The sequence below is a fragment of the Parabacteroides sp. ASF519 genome (assembly GCF_000364265.2).
Classification (GTDB): Bacteria; Bacteroidota; Bacteroidia; order Bacteroidales; family Tannerellaceae; genus Parabacteroides; species Parabacteroides goldsteinii.
This window is the reverse complement of sequence record NZ_AQFV02000006.1, coordinates 475,001-499,180: the sequence shown is the minus strand read 5'-3', so window position 1 is coordinate 499,180 and position 24,180 is coordinate 475,001. Positions and strand designations below refer to the sequence as shown.

13 protein-coding genes are annotated in these 24,180 nt (G+C 44.2%); 10 read left to right on the top strand and 3 right to left on the bottom strand.

Annotated elements, in window-relative coordinates:
* Positions 1-200: 200 nt before the first annotated feature.
* The gene (locus tag C825_RS02035; protein WP_010801215.1) at positions 201-4,166 is read right to left on the bottom strand and encodes a hybrid sensor histidine kinase/response regulator transcription factor; all 3,966 of its coding nucleotides are present in this window, start codon (positions 4,164-4,166) and stop codon (positions 201-203) included.
* Positions 4,167-4,576: 410 nt separating this feature from the next.
* Between C825_RS02035 and C825_RS02030 the strand changes: the two genes are divergently transcribed.
* The 6 genes from C825_RS02030 (at position 4,577) to C825_RS02005 (ending at position 14,452) form a co-directional block, all read left to right on the top strand.
* On the top strand, positions 4,577-7,864 hold the full coding sequence (locus C825_RS02030) for a SusC/RagA family TonB-linked outer membrane protein (RefSeq protein WP_010801214.1): 3,288 nt from the start codon (positions 4,577-4,579) through the stop codon (positions 7,862-7,864).
* A gap of 36 nt (positions 7,865-7,900) precedes the next feature.
* Positions 7,901-9,517: a SusD/RagB family nutrient-binding outer membrane lipoprotein gene (locus C825_RS02025; RefSeq protein ID WP_010801213.1), complete on the top strand. Its 1,617-nt coding sequence runs from the start codon at positions 7,901-7,903 to the stop codon at positions 9,515-9,517.
* Positions 9,518-9,638: 121 nt separating this feature from the next.
* Positions 9,639-12,038, top strand: coding sequence for a glycoside hydrolase family 3 N-terminal domain-containing protein (locus tag C825_RS02020; protein WP_010801212.1), 2,400 nt, complete (start codon positions 9,639-9,641; stop codon positions 12,036-12,038).
* A gap of 244 nt (positions 12,039-12,282) precedes the next feature.
* A complete protein-coding gene (locus C825_RS02015) occupies positions 12,283-13,332 on the top strand; it encodes a hypothetical protein (protein WP_044215111.1) in 1,050 nt (349 codons plus the stop codon).
* Positions 13,333-13,466: 134 nt separating this feature from the next.
* Complete coding sequence (locus C825_RS02010) at positions 13,467-13,814, top strand: hypothetical protein (protein ID WP_010801210.1); 348 nt, start codon at positions 13,467-13,469, stop codon at positions 13,812-13,814.
* Positions 13,793-14,452, top strand: coding sequence for an ATP-binding cassette domain-containing protein (locus tag C825_RS02005; RefSeq protein ID WP_010801209.1), 660 nt, complete (start codon positions 13,793-13,795; stop codon positions 14,450-14,452). Before C825_RS02010 ends, C825_RS02005 begins: the two co-directional genes overlap by 22 nt.
* A gap of 284 nt (positions 14,453-14,736) precedes the next feature.
* Here the strand turns inward: C825_RS02005 and C825_RS02000 are convergent, their stop codons facing one another.
* Both C825_RS02000 and C825_RS01995 read right to left on the bottom strand, forming a co-directional pair.
* Complete coding sequence (locus C825_RS02000) at positions 14,737-15,876, bottom strand: acyltransferase (RefSeq protein WP_044215037.1); 1,140 nt, start codon at positions 15,874-15,876, stop codon at positions 14,737-14,739.
* A gap of 190 nt (positions 15,877-16,066) precedes the next feature.
* Entirely contained in the window at positions 16,067-17,191 is a 1,125-nt protein-coding gene (locus tag C825_RS01995) for an AraC family transcriptional regulator (RefSeq protein ID WP_010801207.1), read from the bottom strand.
* Positions 17,192-17,396: 205 nt separating this feature from the next.
* Between C825_RS01995 and C825_RS01990 the strand changes: the two genes are divergently transcribed.
* The 4 genes from C825_RS01990 to C825_RS01975 all read left to right on the top strand — a co-directional run bounded on the left by C825_RS01990 (position 17,397) and on the right by C825_RS01975 (position 24,177).
* Entirely contained in the window at positions 17,397-18,356 is a 960-nt protein-coding gene (locus tag C825_RS01990) for a fimbrillin family protein (protein ID WP_010801206.1), read from the top strand.
* A gap of 623 nt (positions 18,357-18,979) precedes the next feature.
* Entirely contained in the window at positions 18,980-19,540 is a 561-nt protein-coding gene (locus tag C825_RS01985) for an RNA polymerase sigma-70 factor (RefSeq protein WP_010801205.1), read from the top strand.
* An 85-nt stretch (positions 19,541-19,625) separates the two neighbouring features.
* A complete protein-coding gene (locus C825_RS01980; RefSeq protein WP_010801204.1) occupies positions 19,626-20,576 on the top strand; it encodes a FecR domain-containing protein in 951 nt (316 codons plus the stop codon).
* A gap of 148 nt (positions 20,577-20,724) precedes the next feature.
* Complete coding sequence (locus C825_RS01975; RefSeq protein ID WP_044215039.1) at positions 20,725-24,177, top strand: TonB-dependent receptor; 3,453 nt, start codon at positions 20,725-20,727, stop codon at positions 24,175-24,177.
* Positions 24,178-24,180: the final 3 nt, after the last annotated feature.

The following is a 24,180-nucleotide window of genomic DNA, read 5'->3' as shown; positions in this document are numbered from 1 at the left end:
GATAGGCATCGGTTGCCCGGTGGATAACTATCCGTTCCGGAACGGATGCCTACTCATTCGGAAGTTTTTTTCTTCTGAGCATAAAAATAATCGGGAAAGGCAGACTTCACCACAAAAAACTATAATACAACACATTACAGCTGTGATGGATGAAGTTTAAAAATCATGGAGGGGGAAGAAAAGGATTCTTCTTACTGATTTCAGGAAGAAGCATTCTTCGTTTTCCTGTACTGTAACGGAGTGACACCGAAATAGTCCTTAAAGTTTTTCCCCATATAACTGGAACTGGAAAAGCCGGTCTTCCAGCTAATCTCTGCAATCGTCAAATCTGTCTTTTCCAACAAAGAGGCACACTTACGAAGTTTCGTCTGAATGATAAAATCATTCAAGGTCAGGCCTGTTATCGCTTTGATCTTGGTACCCAGACGGGTACGGCCGATAGCAATCTCACGGCACCACATATCGATGTCAAAATCCTTATTCTCCATATTTTCCTCTATAATCCGCACAGATTCGTCCAAAAGCTGTTGGTCCAGACGATTGGTTGCCAACTCGGAAGGAACCGATGCCACCTCTGCATGAAAACGAGTTTGATGGCTTTTCAAAGTGGTAATGATATTATGGCACTTCAACAAAAGCAACTCAATATTGAAGGGCTTCATGATATAATCGCTAGCACCGCATTTAAGCCCTTCCAAGGCATTCTCTAAATCGACACGGGCTGTCAAGAGGATAATCGGAATATGCGACGTCTCTAATTGACGTTTCAGCCGCTGGCACATAGCAGTCCCCGATATACCCGGCATCATCACGTCGCTGATAATAAGATCCGGCTGCTTCTCCTCAGCCAAACGAATGCCTTCTTCTCCATCCTCTGCCTTATAGACCCTATATTTGATGGAAAAAGCCTCTTCCAAGACTTGCAACAAATCTTTATTATCCTCTACAAGCAATACGGAAAAAGACTTTGCCTCCTCTCCGATGTCCGGCAAATCCAATAAACCGGCCACACCCCTCTCCTGCACCACCTCCTGTCCGGGCAGCATGTCGGTAGATTGCGTCTCTGTTGATTTCTGTTCGGAAGTAAAATGCTCGTCACCCAAGCGCAAAGTAACCGTAAAGGTGGTTCCCTTTCCCAATTCACTCTCCATCCCGATCTGCCCTTTATGCTGCATAATGATCTCATTGGTCAGCGACAGACCGATACCACTTCCCGCCGAAGTAACCCCCGACGCATTATCCGCCTGATAAAATCGTTCGAAGATATGCGCCTGCTGGCTCCGGGGAATGCCGGAGCCAGTATCAGAGATACGTATCTCGACTATCCCTTTTTTACGAAGTAGACTCACCCGGATCGTTCCTCCTTTCGGAGTAAACTTAAACGCATTGGAAAGCAAATTATTAAACGCTTTACGTATTTGTATCGGATCGAACCATACAGGTATCTCATCTTCCACTGTTTCAAAACTATACTGAATCTGATTGGTCAAAGCATAATCCTTAAAGGAATCAAACAACCGGCGCATGAATACAACCATATTCTGCGGCCTGGCACGAAGCGGCATCTTCCCCTGCTCCAAACGTCTGAAATCAAGTACTTCAGTAATAAGCTGTTGCATCTGAGAGGTGTACTGACGTACTTTCAACAGTTTGCTCCGCAAGGCTCCTGTCAAGCCGTAATTTTGTAGAATAAGATCAATCTGAGTAATTATCAAGGTCAACGGCGTACGCAGTTCGTGCGATATATTAATATAGAACTTCAACTTCATCTGGTTCAACCGCTCTATACGCTCCTTTTCCTGTTGCTCCAGTTGCAACGAAGCCTTCAAAACCGCACGGCTCCTGTTAAAACGAATCAACCAGACCAAAAATAAAAGAATCAATAAACCATACAACGCAAAAGCATACCACGAGGCATAAAAAGGCGCACGTACCTGTACAGACAGGTTAATCTGCTTCCCCCCACCCATCTCACGAAGGCATAAAGTATACTTTCCCGGAGGAATGGAAGTATAGACAATCTGCCGGTGCCGTGTACGTGTCCATTGCTTGTCCAACCCCTCCATTTTATATTCAAACAGATTCTTTTCCACATGCCGGTAATTTGTGGAAGTAAAACCCAACGTTATGTTATTCCGGTCATAAGGCAAAGTAAATCCGGAGGTATAGAAAATCGATTTCTGTAAAATACCGGAAGAAGCAGAAGGCCCGACCGGCGTATTATTCACGGAAAGACTGTTAAACAATATCGTATAAGGCGTCTCCACCGACGAAAAGCCAGCTTCTTTCATCGCAATCATCCCCTCTATCCCACCGATAAAAATCATGCTGTCGGTAGGCGAAAGATACACGCCGCAATTGGCATTCAGACGGTGCAAAGGCGAAGATACCCCCAATAGCGTATGAGCCGCTTTCCCGGTTTTCATATCCAACAACGTGATGCCCCGGCTCGAAGTAACCAACAACCGCCCCGTGGGAGTGACCAGCACACGAAAAGAATCGTTCGTCAGCAACTGCCCCTGCTCCTGGTTATAACACGACCAAAAGTCATCCACCGGATCATACGCCAGCAGGCCGATACCCGACACGGCAAAATAGATATGCCCGCGCCCGTCGCCCTCAATGCTTTGTACCGGTTTCTTTCCGATCCGGTTTCTCACCGAAGGAATCACCTCGACAACCTGGTCATCCATACGGACACAAACCACCCCCTTATTGGCCAGGGCAAGCCACAACCGGTTCTCCCTATCCAAAAAGGCAGACCTGATAATACCTCCCGCCTGCTCACGAAGGCCCTTGTCGGAAAATAAAGGCGACAACTGCCGGGTATCCAAATCCAGCAAAAACAATCCATCTTGCGAAACGACTATCAGCCCGTCCTTCCAGGGAATCAGGTCGGTTATGATACGCTGACTATCATTCGCAAGCAAATCTGTCCCCACCGCTTCGAGGCGACCCGACGAATAGCAATACAAACCATATTGAAACGTGCCGATATACAGACACCCGGTAGCAGCATCATACCAGACAGATTTGGTAGTAGAGGCCGGTAGCCCCGACAAGGCCGCATCGAGCGGCTTTACCCTCCGGGTATTACGATCCAGGCAGTTCAACTTCCCGTGTTCGGTGGCCACATACAAATTGCCCCTGCCGTCTTCAGTCATTTTGCCGAACAAAAAACCGTTCAAACCGCCCGCTCCGCCGACATTGGAATAGAAAGCATAATTCTCCGTATCCGGATTAAAATAACTCAACCCGCCATAATAGGTGCCAACCCACATGCCCCCCTGGTTATCCTTATAAATCGCATACACCGACGAATGCTTCAACGACCAAGGCGCCTGCTCCTTATGCAACAAATGATAATGATCGCGAAGAGAAGGATCTACCACAGTGATGCCATCGTAGGTTCCGATCCAGACATTCCCTTTGTCGTCTTGATTGATGACGCGTACCTGATTATTGACCAAAGGACGTACAGGGTCGTTTTCCTGCCATGACAGCCACCTCCCCCGATCAAGCATCTTCACCCCGTTCGACAGCGTACCTACCCACAATCTCCCGTCGCGATCCATAAACAAGGAAGTGACCGACTCGTCTTCCAACATCGCCTGCAACGTGTTCCTATCAAAACAATACACGCCACGCGTGGTAGCCATCCAACAAACCCCGTCCTGCCAAAACAAATCCTTGATTATAACCGACCGCTCAGGCAACGCACAGACCTTTTCCGCCTCCCCCTCCGGTAGATAGCGAAACACTTCATTCCCGACAGCATAATACAACACTCCCTCATGATATTCGATGGCTTGCGCCTTTACGCCTGCCCAGCGGAACTCTTCAGCCTGTTTGTCAAAAATAACCACATCCTTGTTGGCCAGCATATAAACCAACGCCTCTCCATCCCCACATATCCCGTGGATATTATTATCTTCCGCCCCTTCCAGATAATTGGAAAGGCGAAAAGAGTGTACCACTCTCCCATCATAGGCATTCAGATTATCATTTCCAAACCAAATCAGTCCTTGAGCATCCTGATAAACGGATATGGCAGAAGGTTGCGTAAAATCTTCATTCAAATCAATATGCCTGAAATATAAATCTTTCGGCAATACGGGAAGAAATACGCATAAACAAAGAAGCAGACAGAAGCATTTGGATTTCATGATTAGTAGGTATTTAATGCAAAAATAAACTATTTTCAACGATTAATGATAATGTTTATATATAATTATACCTCCAAAACGAATATCCGGCCGGACGGCGGGCCTCAAAATGACATACAAATAACATTTTATCGTATGTTTACTGCATTTACGCCACTGTTACGCCACTGTTACGTCACTGTTACGTCACTTCCCATGAGTGGACCTTCACTGGAGGATCATTAAAGGATCATTGAAGCAAGAGCGACTATGAAACAATAAAATAGCAATATCTGTCAAAAAAACGATAAAATCCGTCGCAAACCGCATTCAACACTTTAACAACCTATATTAATACATCATCCTTTAACAATCATATAGATTTGCAATCAAAAATTTCAGATTTCTTGAATCTACTTAAAAATTCGTTTATGAAAAAAGTATTCAGACCTATCGGACTTATTTTGCTTTCCGGTATTTTCTGCGCTCCCAACCAGGTGTATGCGGCAGACAGTAAGCCGGAAATGGCTTTTGCCATCAATCAACAAAAAAAACAGGTAACAGGAACCGTTGTTGATGAATTCGGACCCGTTGCCGGAGCTTCCGTCTCTGTGAAAGGAACCAATGAAGGTACTATTACAGATATGGACGGTAACTTCTCTTTGGCAGTAAACCAGGGTGCTACTATCACGATCTCCTTTATCGGTTATATTTCGCAAGAAATCAAGTATACCGGACAGACTTCGTTGGATATCAAATTAGTGGAAGACACACAGAAACTGGATGAAGTAGTCGTAACCGCCATGGGTATCAAAAAGGAAAAACGCGCCTTGAGTTATGCCATGAGCGAACTGAAGTCGGACGATATCCAGCTCGTGCCGGTACAAAACGTAGCCAACTCATTATATGGTAAGGCTGCCGGCGTACAAATTGCACAGACGGCTGCCGGTCCTACGGGAGGTACAAAGATTCAAATCCGCGGTATCAACTCCGTAGAAGGTAATACACGTCCGCTAATCGTTGTTGACGGTATTCCTATTAACGATACAGACTCTAACTGGGCTGGTCGCGAACGTGACCAGACGCAACAGGGTTCTGCCTTGAACGATATCAATCCGGACGACATCGAATCCATGTCTATCCTGAAAGGTACTAATGCGGCCGCCCTGTATGGTTCGCGTGCAACGAATGGTGTGATCGTGATCACAACCAAACGCGGCGACGGCGGAAAGAAGGGATTAGGCATCCAGGTAGGTACCTCCTATACATACGACCAGCGTGCTTACATGCCTGAATATCAGAACGTCTTCGGTGGAGGTAGCACGCCTTATTTCGTGGCTAACGAAAACGGAGATTATACCTACAGTGGTACTACTTACCGCAGCTTCGGTCCGCGCATGGACGGTACGGAGGTGGTTTGGTGGGATGGCGTGAAACGTCCGTTCTCTCCGCAGCCTAATAACTATCGCGATATCTTTAAAGATGGTTTTACCAACAATAACAGTATCTCTATTACAAACGGCACCGACAAGAACAACATCCGCTTGTCATATACCAATATGAACTATGCCGGTTACCTGGAAAACTTTAAACAGAACAAGCATAACTTCAGCCTCTCGGGCAACTTCAAAGTGCACGAACGTTTGACATTCGATGCTGCCGTCTCTTTCAACATTTCAGATACAAAAAATCCGCCCACGCGTATTGACCGCGTATCCAATTACCCGATGCCTCGTAACGAAATCACCCAGTTGTGGAAGGATCACTATAAGAACAGCGAAGGCTACTACCTGACCGACGAAATCAGTGGCATCAGCGGCTCAAACCGCGACAACATCATCAACTATCTGTTATGGCAGCAGAATGAAAACCAGTATACACAGACGCGCGAACGTTTGATCGCTTCGTTGTCTGCCAATGTCAAGATATTCGATTTCTTGAACTTCCGCCTGCGTGGGGGTACGGACCGTTACAACGACAAGAAGGAAGACAAGGAAATGTTCAAGAGATATGCCGATCCGGCAAACATGAGCGACTTGCAGGGGCTTTACCGCAAGACCGACAATCATTACCGCAAAGATTATGTAGAAGGTTTGTTGATGTTCAACAAAACCTTTAAAGAAGACTTCGACGTGACAGCCAACTTGGGTATCTCAGGCGAAGATATCGCGGAAACCGGTATGACCTGGAGCTCTGAAGGTTTGAAATACAACGGCATGTTCTCTACCAACAATAACAAGAAAGACCCGAAAGCTGCAGGTAGAGATACGGGCTACAACCGAGGTGAATTCCTGGGTGCTGTGTTCGCATCTGCCCAATTGGCTTACAAACGGTTCTTGTATCTGGATTTGACGGCCCGCAACGACTGGTCTTCACGCCTGAGCGCAGGCAATCGCAGTTTCTTCTATCCCTCTGCCGGTTTAAGCTTTGTGTTCACCGAAACATTGGATCTGCCGGATTGGTGGAATTACGGAAAAATCAGAGGTTCATACGCGGTTGTAGGTAATACGACACCGACTATTTATTTCACTAATACGGAATACAATTACGGTTCGTTCAACAACTCGGCCATTACCAACGACTTCGGCAACGACGTTCCGCCTACAAACATTATTCCCGAAAAGACGTATTCATGGGAATTCGGTTTGGAAAGCCGCATGTTTGACGGCCGCCTCGGTTTCGACCTGGCTTATTATACCAACAGAACCAAAAACCAGATTATCACCGTGCCGGTCGCTCCCTCTACAGGTGCCACAGGTATGCGTATGAATGCCGGTGAAATCGGTAACTACGGTATCGAGCTTCAACTGAACGGTACACCGGTTGAAACAAAGAATTTCACGTGGGAAAGTACGCTGAACTTCTCTTTCACGCACAATGAGTTGATCTCGTTGATTGATGGTATGGAAGACCGCCAGATCGGTTCTCCTTGGAGTGCGGCTATCTTCAAAGCTGTCCCGGGATATGCTACTCCTAGTGTATTCATCCGCAAATGGGTACGCGATGATCAGGGAAATATGATTGTAGATAAAAACGGTAATTACCAGCAGGAAGCAGAATTTACGTATGCCGGAAGCGCTGCACCCAAGATGGTAGCCGGCTTCACAAATACCTTCCACTATAAGAACTTCTCATTGAGTGCGCATATTGACGGTTCATTTGGCGGTAAATTGCTTTCATTCACCAACAACTTCTTGAAAGCCACAGGTGCCGGCAAAGAATCTTTGTTCGGCCGTGATGAAGAATATGGCGGTTTGGCTTACTATATTGACAAGAACACCAACCAAAAAGTAGCTTTGGATAGCCACAGTGCTTCGGCTCCTGCCAATGCGTTGGAAGGCCGCGTACATCATGACGGTATGATTGCAGAAGGTGTAAAGGCTGATGGCAGCAAGAACGACATCATCGTGGCAGCTTCGGATTACTACAATTCGCGTTATAACCGTAACGGTTCGGAAGATAACCTGTATGACAACACGTATATCAAACTGCGTGAGTTGAAACTGTCTTACCAGCTTCCTAACAACTGGGTGTCTAAAATCGGTTTGCAGAACCTGAATATTTCTCTTATCGGTAGCAACCTGTTCTACATCTATAAGAGCGTCCCCAACATCAATCCGGAAGCTACTTTGGGTACAAGCGGAACCAACGCTTATGTAGAATATACGACTTACCCGTCGGCTCGTAGTTTCGGTTTTGCACTTAAAACAAGTTTCTAAGTTTTTTGAAAATTAATGTACATAATAAGTAAATCTATGAAACAAACAATATATGGATTCATTTTAAGCGCAATGGTCGCTTTCTCTTCTTGTTCAGACAAGTTGGATGAAAAGCATGATAATCCGGATGCGTTTACTTCCAGCGAAATAGAATATCTGTTTACTAAAGGAGCGCTTCAAACAATCGCTATCGACTATGTAGATACATACAACTTGACGTTCCGCCGCCTGGGTGTTTATCTCCAGACAACGGCCCGCCAGGAAGGTGAAAACCGCAATACGTTGTATCAGAATATTACCGACGACCTGGGACGTTGGGAAAACTATTACGAAACGCGTATGAGAACGTTGACGGAAATCGATAAGATTTATGCCACGTTATCTCCCGAAGAACAAAAAAGCTATCAAAAATATTTCGAAGCGACAAAGGTGATGAAGGCCTTCAATACGGCTATCGCTAGTGACTTTTTTGGCAATATGCCTTACTCGGAAGCCTTTACCGCACGTAATGTTATCTACGGAGGAGCAGTGATTTTCCGCCCGAAATATGATACGCAAAAGGATATTTACTACAACATGCTGGACGATTTGAAGGTGGCTGCCGATTATTTCAAGACAGCAACTTCAGACGATACATTCAAACGTCAGGATATCATCTATGCAGGCGATTGCCAGCGTTGGTCTAAATTTGCTAATTCACTGCGCCTGCGTTATGCGATGCGTATCTCAAACGTAGATCCTGAAAAGGCCAAATCTGTACTGTCTGAATTGTCTATCGACCAATTGATTACAACCAACGATGATAATGCGTATATCAAAGTTTCAGGCCAGTCAACCGCTCCTGATGCCCTATGGCGTGCTATGAATGAAAGCCATTCTACGGGACAAGGTTTTTATATGTATGCGCCGGAGTTGATGGTCAACAAGTTCAAAGAAGCAAACGACCCTCGCCTGTATGTCTTGTATCAACCTGCAACAGATGACGAAGGCAAGGTATATGAAGACAGCAAAGAGATCCTAGGTTATCCGGCTTCAGCCGACAAGGCCATTGCTTTGATCAACGAATATAATGGAAACACTGAAAAAAGTCTGCGCGAAACCTATGGTTGTTTAAATTCGGTTACTTTCCGTAAGAACTTCCAGTTCCCTGTCGGAATTGGTATGACGGCTGCCGAAACTTACCTTTGCCTGGCGGAAGCTGCTCAACGTGGATTGTACAGCGGGAATGCAGAGGAGTTTTATAACAAAGGCATCGCTTTGTCTGTACAAAACTATTACGACTACTACAAGACCAGTGATGCGGAAGGCAAGGACGAAGAATTAGCCAGAACAGACGTTTCGGACGAGACTTTACGTAACTGGATTGCTTCTTCTGCCTACAAGTTTGATGCTTCAAAGGCGTTGGAACAGATCGCTACGCAAAAGTGGATGCATCTTAACTTCCTGCAAATCTATGAAACATGGGCTGAATATCGTCGTACAGACCTGCCTATATTGGATGACGACCGCTTGAACGGGGCTTTGCTAAACAAGGAAAATGCACCTGTACGTGTGTTGTATCCGGCAAAAGAGGCTTCTATGAATACTGAAAACTATAACACGCAAGCTGAATTCAACAAAATTGATGCACGTTTATGGTGGGATACTAAATAAGTATTTTTCACTTTGTCACTAATCTCTTGACCGTATGGTTGATAATCCTTATCTTTGTTGTAATGATTACAATCATACGGTTTTTATTATTACAAAAATATCATAATCAGCGAAGAAAAACATGAATGTGAAGTATCTATTACTTGCTGCCGCCTGTCTGGGTAGTGTGACTATACAAGCGAAAGACTCGATCTACAAAAAAGGGTGGATAGACCTTAACAAGAACGGCGTAAAAGACGTTTATGAAGATCCCGAAGCCCCTATCGAAGCGCGTGTACAAGACCTTCTGAACCAGATGACACTGGAAGAAAAAAGTTGCCAGATGGCCACCCTCTACGGCTTCGGGCGTGTCCTGAAAGACTCCCTGCCCACCGAAGGATGGAAGAATGAGATCTGGAAAGACGGTATCGCCAATATCGACGAACAACTGAACGGTGTGGGAAGCGCCCGCCGCCGCACACCCGACCTGATCTACCCGTTCAGCAACCATGCCGAAGCGATCAACAAAACGCAGCGCTGGTTCATCGAAGAAACACGCCTGGGCATCCCTGTAGACTTCTCCAACGAAGGCATCCACGGCTTGAACCATACCAAGGCAACTCCCCTGCCCGCTCCCATTAATATCGGCAGCACCTGGAACCGCGACCTGGTTCATCAGGCGGGAGATATAGCCGGTAAGGAAGCAAAGGCTTTAGGATACAATAATGTGTACGCTCCCATCCTCGACGTCGCCCGCGATCCGCGCTGGGGACGTGTGCTGGAGACTTACGGAGAAGACCCTTATCTGGTAGGCGAACTGGGCACACAGATGGTAAAAGGTATCCAGCAGAACGGTGTAGCTTCCACATTGAAACATTTTGCCGTTTACAGCATTCCGAAGGGTGGCCGCGATGCCGCCGTCCGTACCGACCCGCATGTGGCTCCCCGCGAACTGCATGAGATCCATCTCTATCCTTTCAAAAGAGTTGTCCAGAAAGCGCATCCGAAAGGTGTGATGAGCAGTTATAACGACTGGGACGGTGTGCCTGTAACAGCCAGCTATTATTTCCTGACACAGCTGTTGCGCCAGGAATATGGTTTCAAAGGATACATAGTAAGTGACAGCGAAGCGGTCGAGTTCGTTCAGACCAAGCACCATGTAGCCGATTCTTATGAGGAAGCCGTACGCCAGGTAGTAGAAGCCGGCCTGAACGTCCGCACCAACTTCACGCATCCGAAAGACTATATCCTGCCGGTACGTAAACTAGTGAAAGAAGGCAAACTCTCCATGAAATCGGTCGACCGCATGGTTGCCGACGTATTGCGCGTTAAATTCGAACTGGGACTGTTCGATTCTCCGTATGTAAAAGACCCGAAAGCCGCCGATAAGATTGTCGGAGCCGACAAACATCGCGACTTCGTACTGGATATGCAGAAACAATCCCTCGTATTGCTGAAAAACGAAAACAACCTGCTCCCATTGGACAAGAACCAGACGAAAAAGGTTCTTATAGCCGGTCCGTTAGCCAAGGAAACGAACTATATGATCAGCCGTTACGGCCCTCAGGGACTGGATAACATCACTGTTTACGACGGCATCAAAGACTATCTGGGCAATCAGACAGAAGTTATTTACGCCAAAGGCTGCGAAGTAAAAGACGCCAACTGGCCCGACAGCGAAATCGTCCCGACTCCGCTGACCGACGAGGAAAAGAAAGGGATTGCCGAAGCCGCCACCGCCGCCGCCGATTGTGACGTTATCATTGCCGTACTGGGAGAAGACGAATCCTGCACTGGCGAAAGTAAATCCCGCACTGGCCTCGATCTTCCGGGCCGTCAGCAACAACTGCTGGAAGCCTTGCACGCCACCGGCAAACCCGTCGTACTCGTCCTGATCAACGGACAGCCGCTGACAATCAACTGGGCCGACCGTAACATTCCTTCCATCCTGGAAGCCTGGTTCCCCGGGCAGTTGGGTGGAGAAGCGATCGCGCAGACCTTATTCGGCGATTATAACCCGGGGGGCCGCTTATCTGTTACCTTCCCCCGTTCAATCGGACAGATCGAGTTCAACTTCCCGTTCAAGCCGGGTTCACAGGACGGCCAATACTTCGAAGGCCCTAACGGTTCAGGAAGAACCCGTGTAAACGGTGCTCTTTACCCGTTCGGCTACGGATTGAGTTATACCACCTTTGCTTATTCAAACCTTTCCGTAAAACAGGAAACACCCTATTCGCAAAGTCCTGTAACCGTTACCGTAGATGTCACCAACACAGGCAAACGTGCCGGTGACGAAGTCGTACAGTTATATATCCGCGACAAAGTAAGCAGTGTAATCGCTTACGAATCCGTGTTACGCGGCTTTGAACGTATCTCCCTGCAACCGGGCGAGACAAAGACCGTATCCTTCGTCCTCTTGCCGGAAGACCTGCAAATTCTCGACAGACATATGGAATGGACAGTCGAACCGGGCGAATTTGAAGTCCGCATCGGAGCCTCTTCCAACGATATCAAATTAAAAGAGACTTTTGTTGTAAAGTAAAAGACAGGTAATCATAGCCTATCCGCCTATTTTATTCCCTCTTGCTTTCGGAACAATTCAGAGATTTCGCAAAGTAAGAGGGAATATTTATTTGAAAAAAGAAAGATTTATTCTCTTTGCCACAGAGATAAAGGAGAAAAGGCTTGAAAAATCATGAATCTTATTGGCTATTAAACAAAAAGCGGAGATTAGTGAATACTTTTCGTATCTTTGGCAGAATATAAGAATATATAACAAGAAATATATGAAAATAAAAAGTCTATTTGGAATGCTTTTGTTCCTGTTCACAATGGGTTTTACAAGTTGTAGTGAAGATGATAAACAGGAATACTATTTGGAGCTTTCTCAAAACTCGTGCGAAGTAATACAGGGATACAGTATTTCCATTGATCTGACTGCTCATGAAAACACTACGTTGAATGTTGAAAACCCGGAGCTTATTGATGCCGCTTATATTTGGGAGCTTGACGACTATAAGGCTAAAATAGAAATTAAGGGTAAACAGAAAGGTGAAACAGATCTTGTCGTCACCGACCATGAAACGGGAGAATCAGCCACAATAAAGGTGAAAGTGACAGAATACCCGATGCCCCGTCTTGCCGTAAAACAACCGAAAGGGAACATTTTCGATACGATGAATTTTTATCTCTATAATGAAGATTCGAAGTCAATTAATTCCAATAGTCTTTCTGTTGTATGCGATTCTATTGTTTGGACAGTAGATGAGATAAACAACAGTTTCAGAGTGTTTGAACACGAAGGGGTAGGTAACCGTCTGACTTTGGAATGGGGGCACTGTTTTAAATATCCCGGTGAATATAAAACTAACCTGACTGCATGGAAAGACAACAAGGTTATCTTCCGTCATCAACTCGCCGTCACCATTACCGATGAGAAGGATTTTCTGGAATACAACTGGAAAGACATTACTAAAAACTCATCAGCATGGAGTACTTATGCAGATGTACTTAAAAGTGGCCCTAATTTGATGACCACATACGGCCTTTGCGGCACTGTCCCATATACTGAAGTAAGGGTTTTTAACGGCAACATGACTCAAAGCTACCAACTTTACGACTATTTCTGCAAACTCTATTCAGTCCCCACATATGAAGATAATAGAGATAAGATGTGGCAACTGTATGACGAACTGTTCTCCGAACAAAAGGTATATCCTAGTGCTTACCCTGTTGCCATTTGGGTGACAGAACGTGTCAATATTGTTTTATTGCTGCTGGATGATAATACAGGATATTCCAATTATGTGGTTTATGCGGAACCAAACAGACAATGAAACCTACATTGAGGTGTGAATTAAAAGATCTTATTCATCCCCTTTTATACTTTATTAAAAAGAATCCCACCTCAATTCCCCCGGATTTGAATATCTTAGCGGAAAATCAGTTATCCTCTTAAAACCGATCAGTTATGGATAGCCTGCAAAGATGGAAAACACAATACCGGTTTTACCGGACATTCTTCCTCAGTACATTAAAATTCAGTGTCCTGATCGGTTTTCTGTTTGCCTCTTTTAGCGCACTTCGATTCTATGTTAGCATAATCGACTCTATCGGACTATGGCTACAACTCATTCCTACGGTCGGACTGGGATTCGACTATATCTACAAGGAACTGACACGCAAAGAAGAATATTTTTTCTATTATAATCAGGGAATCGGCAAGTATCAACTCTGGATCGTTACGTTTATCGTCATGTTCATCTGCTGTAATCTACTGAATCAAATCATCGAGCTATGTACACAGGCCTTGAAATAGACAGCATACTTAAATCGTTCGGCGAACGGACCATACTGGCAGACGTCTACCTGAAATGTTGCCGGGGAGATATTATTGCCCTTTTCGGACGAAACGGGACAGGCAAATCAACCTTGCTAAATATCATCTTCGGCACCTTGAAAGCCGACCGGAAGTTTATCCGCATCGACGGAAAAGTCATAAAAGGGCCGGCTTTCCGCTCCGGACTGCTTGCCTATCTGCCACAGCATCCCTCCTTTCCCTCACATCTGAAAGTGTCACGGATAGCAGAACTTTGTATCGCTCCGGAAGACAGGAAACGCTTTTTCGCAGACCCAATACTATTTCGCATCCGGACCTCCCGTATCTGTGAAATATCAACCGGAGAACAACGTTACCTGGAAATCAAAACCACCCTTTTCAGTCCGGCCCCTTATATCCTGCTGGACGAACCTTTCAGCGGCGTCTCGCCCGTTGTTGCCGAACAGATACGCAAACTGATGACCGAAAGCGCCCAAAACCACGGAATCATTCTGACAGACCACAATTTCAGGGAAGTACACAAAATAGCGAACCGAATCACTCTGCTCGACGATTGTTACCTGAAAGAGATAAAAAACAGAGAAGAGTTAATACCTTATGGCTATTATCAGCCATAAAAAAGGGACACCCTTCCGGATATCCCCAACACTGAAAAACTTCATTTTATTCTATTCCATACTTTTGCATCGCATATCTACCCAAAACTTCCAGGTAGCTGAGACACTTTCTTGCTAACTTTTTCATAGCGCAATACTAATTATTTAAAACGATCTCTTTGCCTAAACATATTCTATAAATATGTTTTATAACACAAAAGTAGTGGTTATATAGATACGATATACTCCCCGGACCGGCTTTTAACATCATTTGCACAAAAGACCGGCCGGAGCGTTGAAGCGCCTTACCCGATAATGTATTTGGAGTAAGGCAGTTTGCTCAATAAATAGACAAACAGCCAGGTCGCTGCCAGCGTAAAGACAGCCGATACCGGAACGATTGCCGGAATAGGAATACCCAGCCAAAGCGTCAGTAAATAAGAAGGCCCTACAAAGAAATAATGTACGCAATAAACGCCGAACCCCAGTTTCGTCAGATTAGCCAACGCCCGGCAAATCAAAGGAGAAGTAATACGGACCTTTTGCATCAGAAGGAATATGGCCGCCGTCATCAACATCGCATTCGGAGAGCAATAAGTAAAGAACAGTTCCATCCCTTCCTCACTCACATTCGGGTCCGATGTCATATATCTGAACCCAATGAAAGTGGCCAGATAGCCTATCAGGAACAAAGGAACAACAACAGCCAGTGTTTTGCCGACCGACCAGTCATTTCCTTTCCCTAAATAATGCCCGAGCAATAAATACCCGTTAAAACCGGCAAAATAATAGAACAGGCCATAAGCATTCCATGAACAAGTTCCGAAAAGATAATGAGAAACAAACTCCATCAGATAAGGAATAAACAACGAAGCTCCCCAAATATATAAGAACCAGCGTTTACCCTTTTCGGATGCTTTTTCCACCCAGGCAGAAAAGACAGGCATATAAAGATACAATCCGATTAAAGCATAAATATACCACATCGGCGTTGCGTAAACGGTAAAATTGAGCGGTATCATAGCTACATCTTTAAACCCGTCGGCCAAAGAAGCTGAAGGATTGGGTGCGTAAGGAAAAAAGTCTGTCACCAGTTCCGGACTCCCTCCTACCCATTGGATAAACCATGGAGCCAGATTAAACAGCACTGACCAGATCAGGAAAGGAAAAAAGACACGCGGAATACGTTTCTTATAAAAGACCGAAGCCTCCTGCTTCACCGGAAGCAACAAGAAACCTGTCATCATCACAAACAGAGGCACACAAGCCCTCAGCATTGATCCATAAGCTGATCCCCAGAAATTGAAATCAGGATTGGCACGCGACTCCGGAGAGGCATTAAAAGGGTCCGTACAATGGCAGGCAATCACCATCAGGATAGCAACGAAGCGAAGTGCGTCCAGCCAGACGATATGCGGACGGGCAGTAGTAGTTGTGTTATTCATGGTAAGCGTATTTTTTAATAGGACGTAAAAGTAGAAAATAGTTCCGTACATTACAACATATTTATTTCATATATTACGATAACAAAATATCATATATTATGATACAACATTTTCATAATATATGCGACTATAATATCATAATATATGATACTTCTCTCAGACCATTATATAGTAAAACCGATAATACAACCTATCCCCTCTTGTACTCGGAAGGAACAATCCCTGTCTGCTTAATAAAGGCACGGCGGAATGTACTCATGGAATGAAAACCGGAACGTTCGGCAATCTCCTGGATACTGGCAAGCGGCTCGGCATCCATCAGACGTTTACTTTCCTCCACCCGGAACTGGTTTACATAATCGGAGAACGACATTCCCAATTCCTTATTAAACAATTGCGAAAGATAAGAACGACTGATTGGGAACACCCGTTGAAGATCAGTTAACCGGAGGTCATCATTCAGATAAGGTTTCTCCCGCTCGAACCAAGTATTCACCTCTTCTGCATAACGTTTGAAAAGGGCACCCCGCTGTTCCTCGTCATCATCATCCTCTTCCTCATCATTCGAAGGAAGATCCCACCCGTTCTTAAAGGAATGCTCAAGCCGGATATTTTTAAGGAATAAAGCTTTATAGAAGAAATAAAACCATACTACCAGCATAACAGACTTAATAACGACATAAAGAATCGTCCGGTCGGTCAGCAACAAAATAACATAAAGGAAATACAGGATAGACAACACGATCATTGTCCGCCTCAACCACTCCAGGTCATAGTTTTCAGGGTCCGACACATTTTCACTTAAATAAGCTGTATATTCATCGGCATATTTTATAACCAGATATATCGGCACAATCATATAAAAAAGAGTAAGCGCCAAGACCAATAGCCGCAGAAATACATCCAGATTAAAATGCGTAAAAACATCTTTTATCGAATAAAAAACATGGATCTCCCCACCCGATAACCGATAAGTAAGATACGATAAACCACCTACTATAACAGGCGAAAGAAAAACCGAAAAACGCCTTAAAGTAAGGAAACCGGGACGTAGCTTTTCAATCACATAACTAGCAAGGCAGGCTGTCACAAAACAGCTTGCAATAAGAACGTCGGGATGGAACGCTTCCTTTGCTTCATCCACATAAGAATTAACGGAAATTCTGATTACAGCCATCAAAGCCCACATAATCATACTCCATGCCAAAATAAGTCGTGCTCGGTTACCAAATGACCTCAATAGCATCATAATGCCTCCTAATACGCACAGGCCTATTATTTGCATACTCAATAAAAACTGTATTTTGTCCAGCATATTCTTTCCCCTCGTTTTAGTATAAACAATTTGGTCCCTCAATTAGTTGATTTGCACTCTATTTAGACAATTTGACGCCTCTGGATTATTTGCACCATGCGTTTTTATACCATTTCATCGTGGTTTTATACCGTATGATCCCTCTCTTTCCCCAAACTGCCGGATATTTGCAATATGAAATTTGATACAAAAATAGCATAAAAGTATGAGAAATTTATTACTATTAATTACACTGATTTCGGGTTTGGCTGGTTGTTCGCACGAGAGCAATTTCTCAGCCATTGAGAGTATTAGCGCGAAAGAAAAGCCATTAAGAATTATTACACGTATTTTAACTACTAAATCGGCGAATTTCGTACAGGAATTCAAAGAAGGTTCGGAAATAGGACTGCTGATTACACGCGAAAGCGACGGCGGACTTTATGACGAGGATAGTGATTATATAAATGTAAAAGCAGAAGCAAATTTAATTAGTAATAAAATCTCCTGGCGGCAAACGCCGGAAGTCACACTTAATTTTGACCCGGCCACCGTGTATGCCTATTATCCATATCAGTCGCAGATGAAGCTCGGAACAGCAAGCATTCCTGTGAAGCTGTCGCCCGATGCCACTCAAACCCGCGACTATATGTATGGCACACACGCTCTCGGCCAAAAAATAGTAAACAGCATCTCCCCGGTGGTCTTGCTGAATATGGAACATGCGCTGTCGCTCATTTCTTTCCAGGTGAATCTGCCGGAAGGAGAAAATGAAAGCTATCAGCTAAGTGCCATACAGATAGGAAATAAAGCCGGAGGAAGCGCCCTGATATGCAAAGGCATGATGGACATCAGAAACGGACGAATCACTAAAATAGCCGGTTGCAGCACCTCGACCCGTCTGAATTTGCCGGAACCGGTTACATTAGGTAAGGAATATTGCAAAACCCAACAGATCAGGGTGATTCCGACAACGGCCCCCATAGCGGAAGGAGACATCGAAGCTCTTTTCACAATCAACGGGAATTCATATAAGTACAAGATGCCTGCACAGACGATGTGGGAAAAAGGACATAAATACCTCTACAAATTAACTCTCAGCGGAGAGGCTCTTACATTGAAAGAGGTATCCGTTACCGACTGGATACAGGGTAACGGTGAAGATGCTACAAGCAGCATTATGTAAGTTTTATTTTATGTTTTGGTTATGGTTTAGAATCACTGGGTAACTGTATTTTGTTGCGATGTCGATGCACTGGTGCCCGGATGTACGGACGATTCGTCTGATAGAGCAGACAGTCCGGCATTGCAAGAAGAAATACAGTTACCGCCAAGGAAGGAAAGCAGTCTCCCTCACAACCCCGACATCCGGTTAAGAGGCCTAAAAAACAACCTTCCGACAGGATTCTATAAGTGTAAACGCCGTGGCAAGTTGTTCCATGCTTCTTGCCACCGGCCACTACACCGAAACAACCATCCGGGATACGGCAGCGGCCGATCCTTTCTGAAAAAGATTGAACGAACTAACTCGTGAGAGTTACGTATACATTTAATTAATACTAAAATAGTAGTAATGAAGCCGGCCCCGAATACCGCGTCCTGCACTCAACAGGGCGCATATTCCCTCTCAACTTATCGCCGACAACACTCTTTTATTTGACTATAAACCTTGCCGGGGCCGGTTTCATTATGCTACTATTTTCTTTTCCTCAAAAATTCAATACGTATTATTTCATCAAATAGAATTATATTTTCCATATTTTCCCTACTTTTGTTTTCCAATGACTATTGTGAATACAACGGAAATAAATGATCGGGACTGAAATACATAACTTCAACACTTTATATACTAAATTCTACAGAAAATCCTTTCTGTTCACTAAATCCTATGTACATGACGAATGTATTGCCGAAGATATTGTATCGGACGTCCTGATTAAATTATGGGAAATATTGAAGGAAAAGGAGATAGAACATATTGAAGCCTTGCTATTGACGACATTAAAAAACAAATCGCTCGACCACCTGAAACATGAAGCTGTCAAAACAGAAGCACTTCGCACCTTGACGGATATGAGACAAAGGGAACTGGATATCCGCATCTCTACGTTGGAAGCATGTAATCCCGAAGACATATTCTCTACCGAAGTGCAGCAGATTGTCACAGCAACTTTAGCTCTTCTGCCAGAACAGACCCGGCGTGTCTTTGAAATGAGCCGCTTCGAAAACAAAACAAATAAAGAAATAGCCGAAGAACTCCAACTTACAGTTAAAGGCGTTGAGTATCATATCACAAAGGCTTTAAAGCCTCTGCGTGAAAATCTGAAGGATTACCTGCCGCTCTTCTATTTCTACTTTTTTTTCCAATAATTTCTCATACTCCACTAGGGTTATCACTCAATGAATCGTTTTAATAATAACGGGGCATGAAACACATCCCCACAAAAGTAAAGGAATGAACCAGGAATTATTAAATAAATATATCGCAGGTGATGCAACTCCGGAAGAAAAAGAAGAGGTTGCCCGCTGGTTGGATACCGACAAGAAAAACATGAAAGAGTTTCTTGCCCTGCGTAAACTATATGATATATCTATCTGGCAGCAGGAAGCGAATTCCACTATTCAGGAAAACAAAGTGACAGACAAGAAGCAATGGACATTACGGACTATAGCCATTGAATTATCTAAAATAGCTGCCATTTTCTTCATCGCTTTTACCGTCGTGTACTCATTTATTATAAATGAGGAAACAACAGACCCGGCTAATATGCAAACAATTTTTGTTCCGCCTGGACAACGGGCCGAGCTGACACTGACAGACGGAACAAAGGTCTGGCTAAATGCAAAGACTACTTTTAGTTTCCCCGACAGATTTACAGCCGACAGCCGCAACGTCATATTGGACGGAGAAGGTTATTTCGATGTTGCTAAAGATGCAGAAAAGCCTTTTACCGTAAAAACCGAGAAATATGATATCAGGGTATTAGGAACAGAATTCAATGTCACAGCATATTCCGCTTCTTCTAACTTTGAAACTTCTTTGCTAAAAGGCTCTGTCGAAGTTTCGTCGTCAGACACCCACACCACCGTCAGGTTGGAGCCCAACACCCGTACTTATATAGAAAACGGTAAGCTGAAAAAAGGAATAATAGAACACGACACTTATTTCTTATGGAAAGAAGGACTAATATGCTTCTATGATGAACCTGTAGGTAAAATGATAGAAAAACTTGAATTATACTATGATGTAAAGATTGATGTACAAAACAAGGAATTGCTCAGGAACCGTTACTCTGGAAAATTCCGTACCAAAGACGGTGTAGAGCATGTATTGAAAGTTCTTCAATTAAAGAATAAGTTTACCTATACGAAAGACAATGACTTGAATCTGATAATCATTAAATAATTAATCACAAAAACAGTTAGCCTATGAGATAAAAGACATGAACAAACAAAAACCGGAAAGTGCTCCAACACTTTCCGGCCAAGAGTAAGTCAATACCCGACTTCTTTCCTTAAATATCTAAGTATTAACTAACACAGTTTACAAAAGTATGAAAAATATTTTGTACAGGGGCTCTTTTGTCCCGCTTAAACCACAATTTAAACACATATTTCGTATTATGAAACTAGCCTTTATGTGCCTCTTTGTATTTGTTTCCGGACTATTTGCAACGGAAGCCTCCTCACAGACTGCGAGAGTTTCCATTGTTGCCAATAGTATCTCTACAAAAGATCTTATCCGGGAAATAGAGAAACAGACAGAGTATCTGTTTGTATATAATAAAAATGAAGTTGACCTGAATCAAACAGTAACGATCAATGCAGACAACAAAACGGTAGCAGAGATCCTAAACAAGACGTTCAGTAATACCGATATCGTCTATGCAATGGAGGGCAGCAACATTATGCTGATGAAGAAAGAATCAAAAGCAGAGGTTCAGGCTTCACAGCAAAAAGAAAAAACAGTTAACGGCATAATTACCGACGAGAACGGTGAAGCAATTATCGGAGCAAACGTATCTGTAAAAGGAACCACTATCGGAACAATTACCGATGTAGATGGTAACTTCTCTTTAAGCATACCTGAAAACTCTTTATTGCAGATATCATATATCGGTTATCTTACCCAAGAAATAGCTGTAGGAAATAAGAGTTCTTTTTCGATCAAACTGCTTGAGGATACGCAAAAGATCGAAGAGGTCGTAGTAGTAGGATACGGTGTCCAGAAAAAGCAGACGGTAACAGCATCCGCTTCTACTGTAAAGGTGAAGAGCCTGGAGTCATTGCCTTCTACCAACTTATCATCTTCGCTGGGCGGACGTGTCAGTGGTTTGCTGGTACAACAAAGTAGTGGTGAAGCGGGTTATGAGAATCCTAAAATCATTATCCGCGGTTCAAGTTCTCCTACGTCGTCAGATCCGCTGATCGTTGTGGACGGAATAGTCGGACGTAGCATGAGTCAGCTCGACCCCAGCGAGATAGAAAGTATGACGGTCCTGAAAGATGCATCTGCTGTTGCTCCTTACGGTGCACGCGGAGCCAACGGGGTTATCCTGATTACCACCAAACGCGGGAATACCGGAAAAACATCTGTCAATTATAGCTTCAAAGGTGGCTTTGGAGTCCCGACGCGCATGCCGAAAATAGCCAGTTCTTACGATCATGCACGCCTTATGAATGATGCATGGCGCAACAAAGAAATGAGCATGGGCAATGATCCGGGTATGTATGGTGTATATACGGAAGACGAATTGCAAAAGTTCAGAGACGGCTCAGATCCTTACGGATACCCGAACACCAACTGGACCAAAGAAGTCCTGCTGCCCAGAGCATGGCAACAACAACACAGCCTGACAGCCAGCGGTGGAAATTCGAGCGTGAAATATTTCGTAGGATTCGGTTTTGTAAATCAGGACGCCCTATATGGAGATACACGTACTAATACACCTTCTACTGATTTCAAACGTTATAATATCCGTGCCAATATAGACGCCAATATCATTGACAAATGGCTTACCTTATCGGCAGACATGGCATACAGACAGGAAGATAGAAATACAATTGCAGAAAGTACCTCTTTTATCTTCTCTAATATGTATCGTAATCCACAGACAGACCCGGGGCGGTTCCCTGACGGCAAACTGGGAAAGGTGTCGTTAGGATACAACCCGATCGGATTGGTTACAGACGGCGGTTATAGCCATGACAGGAAAAGCATCCTGAACACACGCTTTGTTCTTGACTTAAAAATACCCGGTGTAGAAGGATTAAATGTAAAAGGTATCTTCGCCTACGACAAGGACTTCGACAAAACAAAAACATGGACAAGCCCCGTCAATTTCTATATCTGGAACAAGATACTGGGTGAATACGACGGTAGCTCGCCTAACAAAGAAGGAGCCGACCTGAAAGAATCATTTGAACAAAACCAGTCTTATACCTTTGAGGCACAAGCCAGTTATAACAAAACGATTGCAAAAGATCACCAGTTAGGTGCCTTATTCGTATTCACGACATCACAGGGACAGGGAGATGACTTCTGGGCTGCCCGGTATAAATATCAAATATCATCTATCCATCAACTATTTGCGGGACCCGACAAAGATAAAGACAACAGCGGCAAGGCCAAGGAAGATGCAAAAGTTGGATCCGTGTTCCGTCTGACCTATAACTATAAAGAAAAGTATATGCTCGAAGCAAACGGACGTATAGACGGTTCAGAGAAATTTCCTAAAGCCAAACGATATGGTTTCTTCCCATCCGTATCTGCAGCCTGGAGAATATCATCGGAACCTTTTATGGAACCGGTAGAACACATTGTCAACAACCTGAAGATAAGAACATCGTGGGGTAAAGCCGGCACAGACAATATCGGGCGATTCAGATATATGTCTGCTTATGGAACCGGAGATAATGCTGTGTTCGGCGGTCAGTCGCCCGAAATTGCCATAGGATATACGGAAAACAGATTCCCGAACCCCAACATTACCTGGGAAACTTCAGAAATGTTCAATGTGGGTGTGGATGCTTCCTTCTTCAACAGTAAGCTGACATTGGAAGCCGACTATTTCTATAAAATTACCCGCGACATCTTACGTGAACGTACTGATATGCCGGGAATCTTAGGCTACAAACTACCGGCAGCCAATGTAGGTACGGTTGATAACCGCGGGATTGACATGAATCTTTCTCACCGAAATACGGTAGGCGAATTCAATTACTCGGTAACAGGAAACCTGACATGGGCCAGAAATAAGGTTATAGACCTGCTGGAACCCGCCGGACAGAAAAATAACCCTAACACAAGAATAACAGGACGTCCGATGAACCAGCAATTCGGTTATGAGGCTTTAGGATTATTCCAGTCCGACGAAGAAGCAGATAACTCTCCGCAACCACAATTCGGTAAAGCAAAAGCAGGAGATATCAAATACAAAGACCAGAACGGTGATGGTATTATTGATGCAGAAGATAAGGTGGCTATCGGAAGAAGCAAATTCCCCGAACTGGTATTCGGTCTAAATCTGAACGGTGAATACAAAGGTTTTGATATCCAGTTATTCTTTCAGGGAGCAGGGCTTACAACTTATGGTTACACCGGATTTCTGGCACATCCCTATTCAGAAGGTAAAGGTAGTACGTTGTTCGAACATCATATAAACAATACCTGGACACCGGAGAATAGAGATGCAGAGTTTCCACGCCTGTATTATGGCGGCAATCCCAATAACAACTATACTTCATCTTTCTGGCAACGAGACGGTTCTTACCTGCGCCTGAAAAACATTGAAATAGGATATGACTTCAAAAAGTATCTCCTGAAGAATGTAGCTATGATCCAGGGATTGAGACTGTTTGCCAGTGCACAGAACCTGTTTACAATCTCTGCCATCAAATACATGGACCCTGAGTTACGTACCGACAACGCAACAGATGCCGGTATGGATGGTTCGGCATATCCTCAGATGAAGAATTATACACTTGGAGTAAATATTACCTTCTAATAA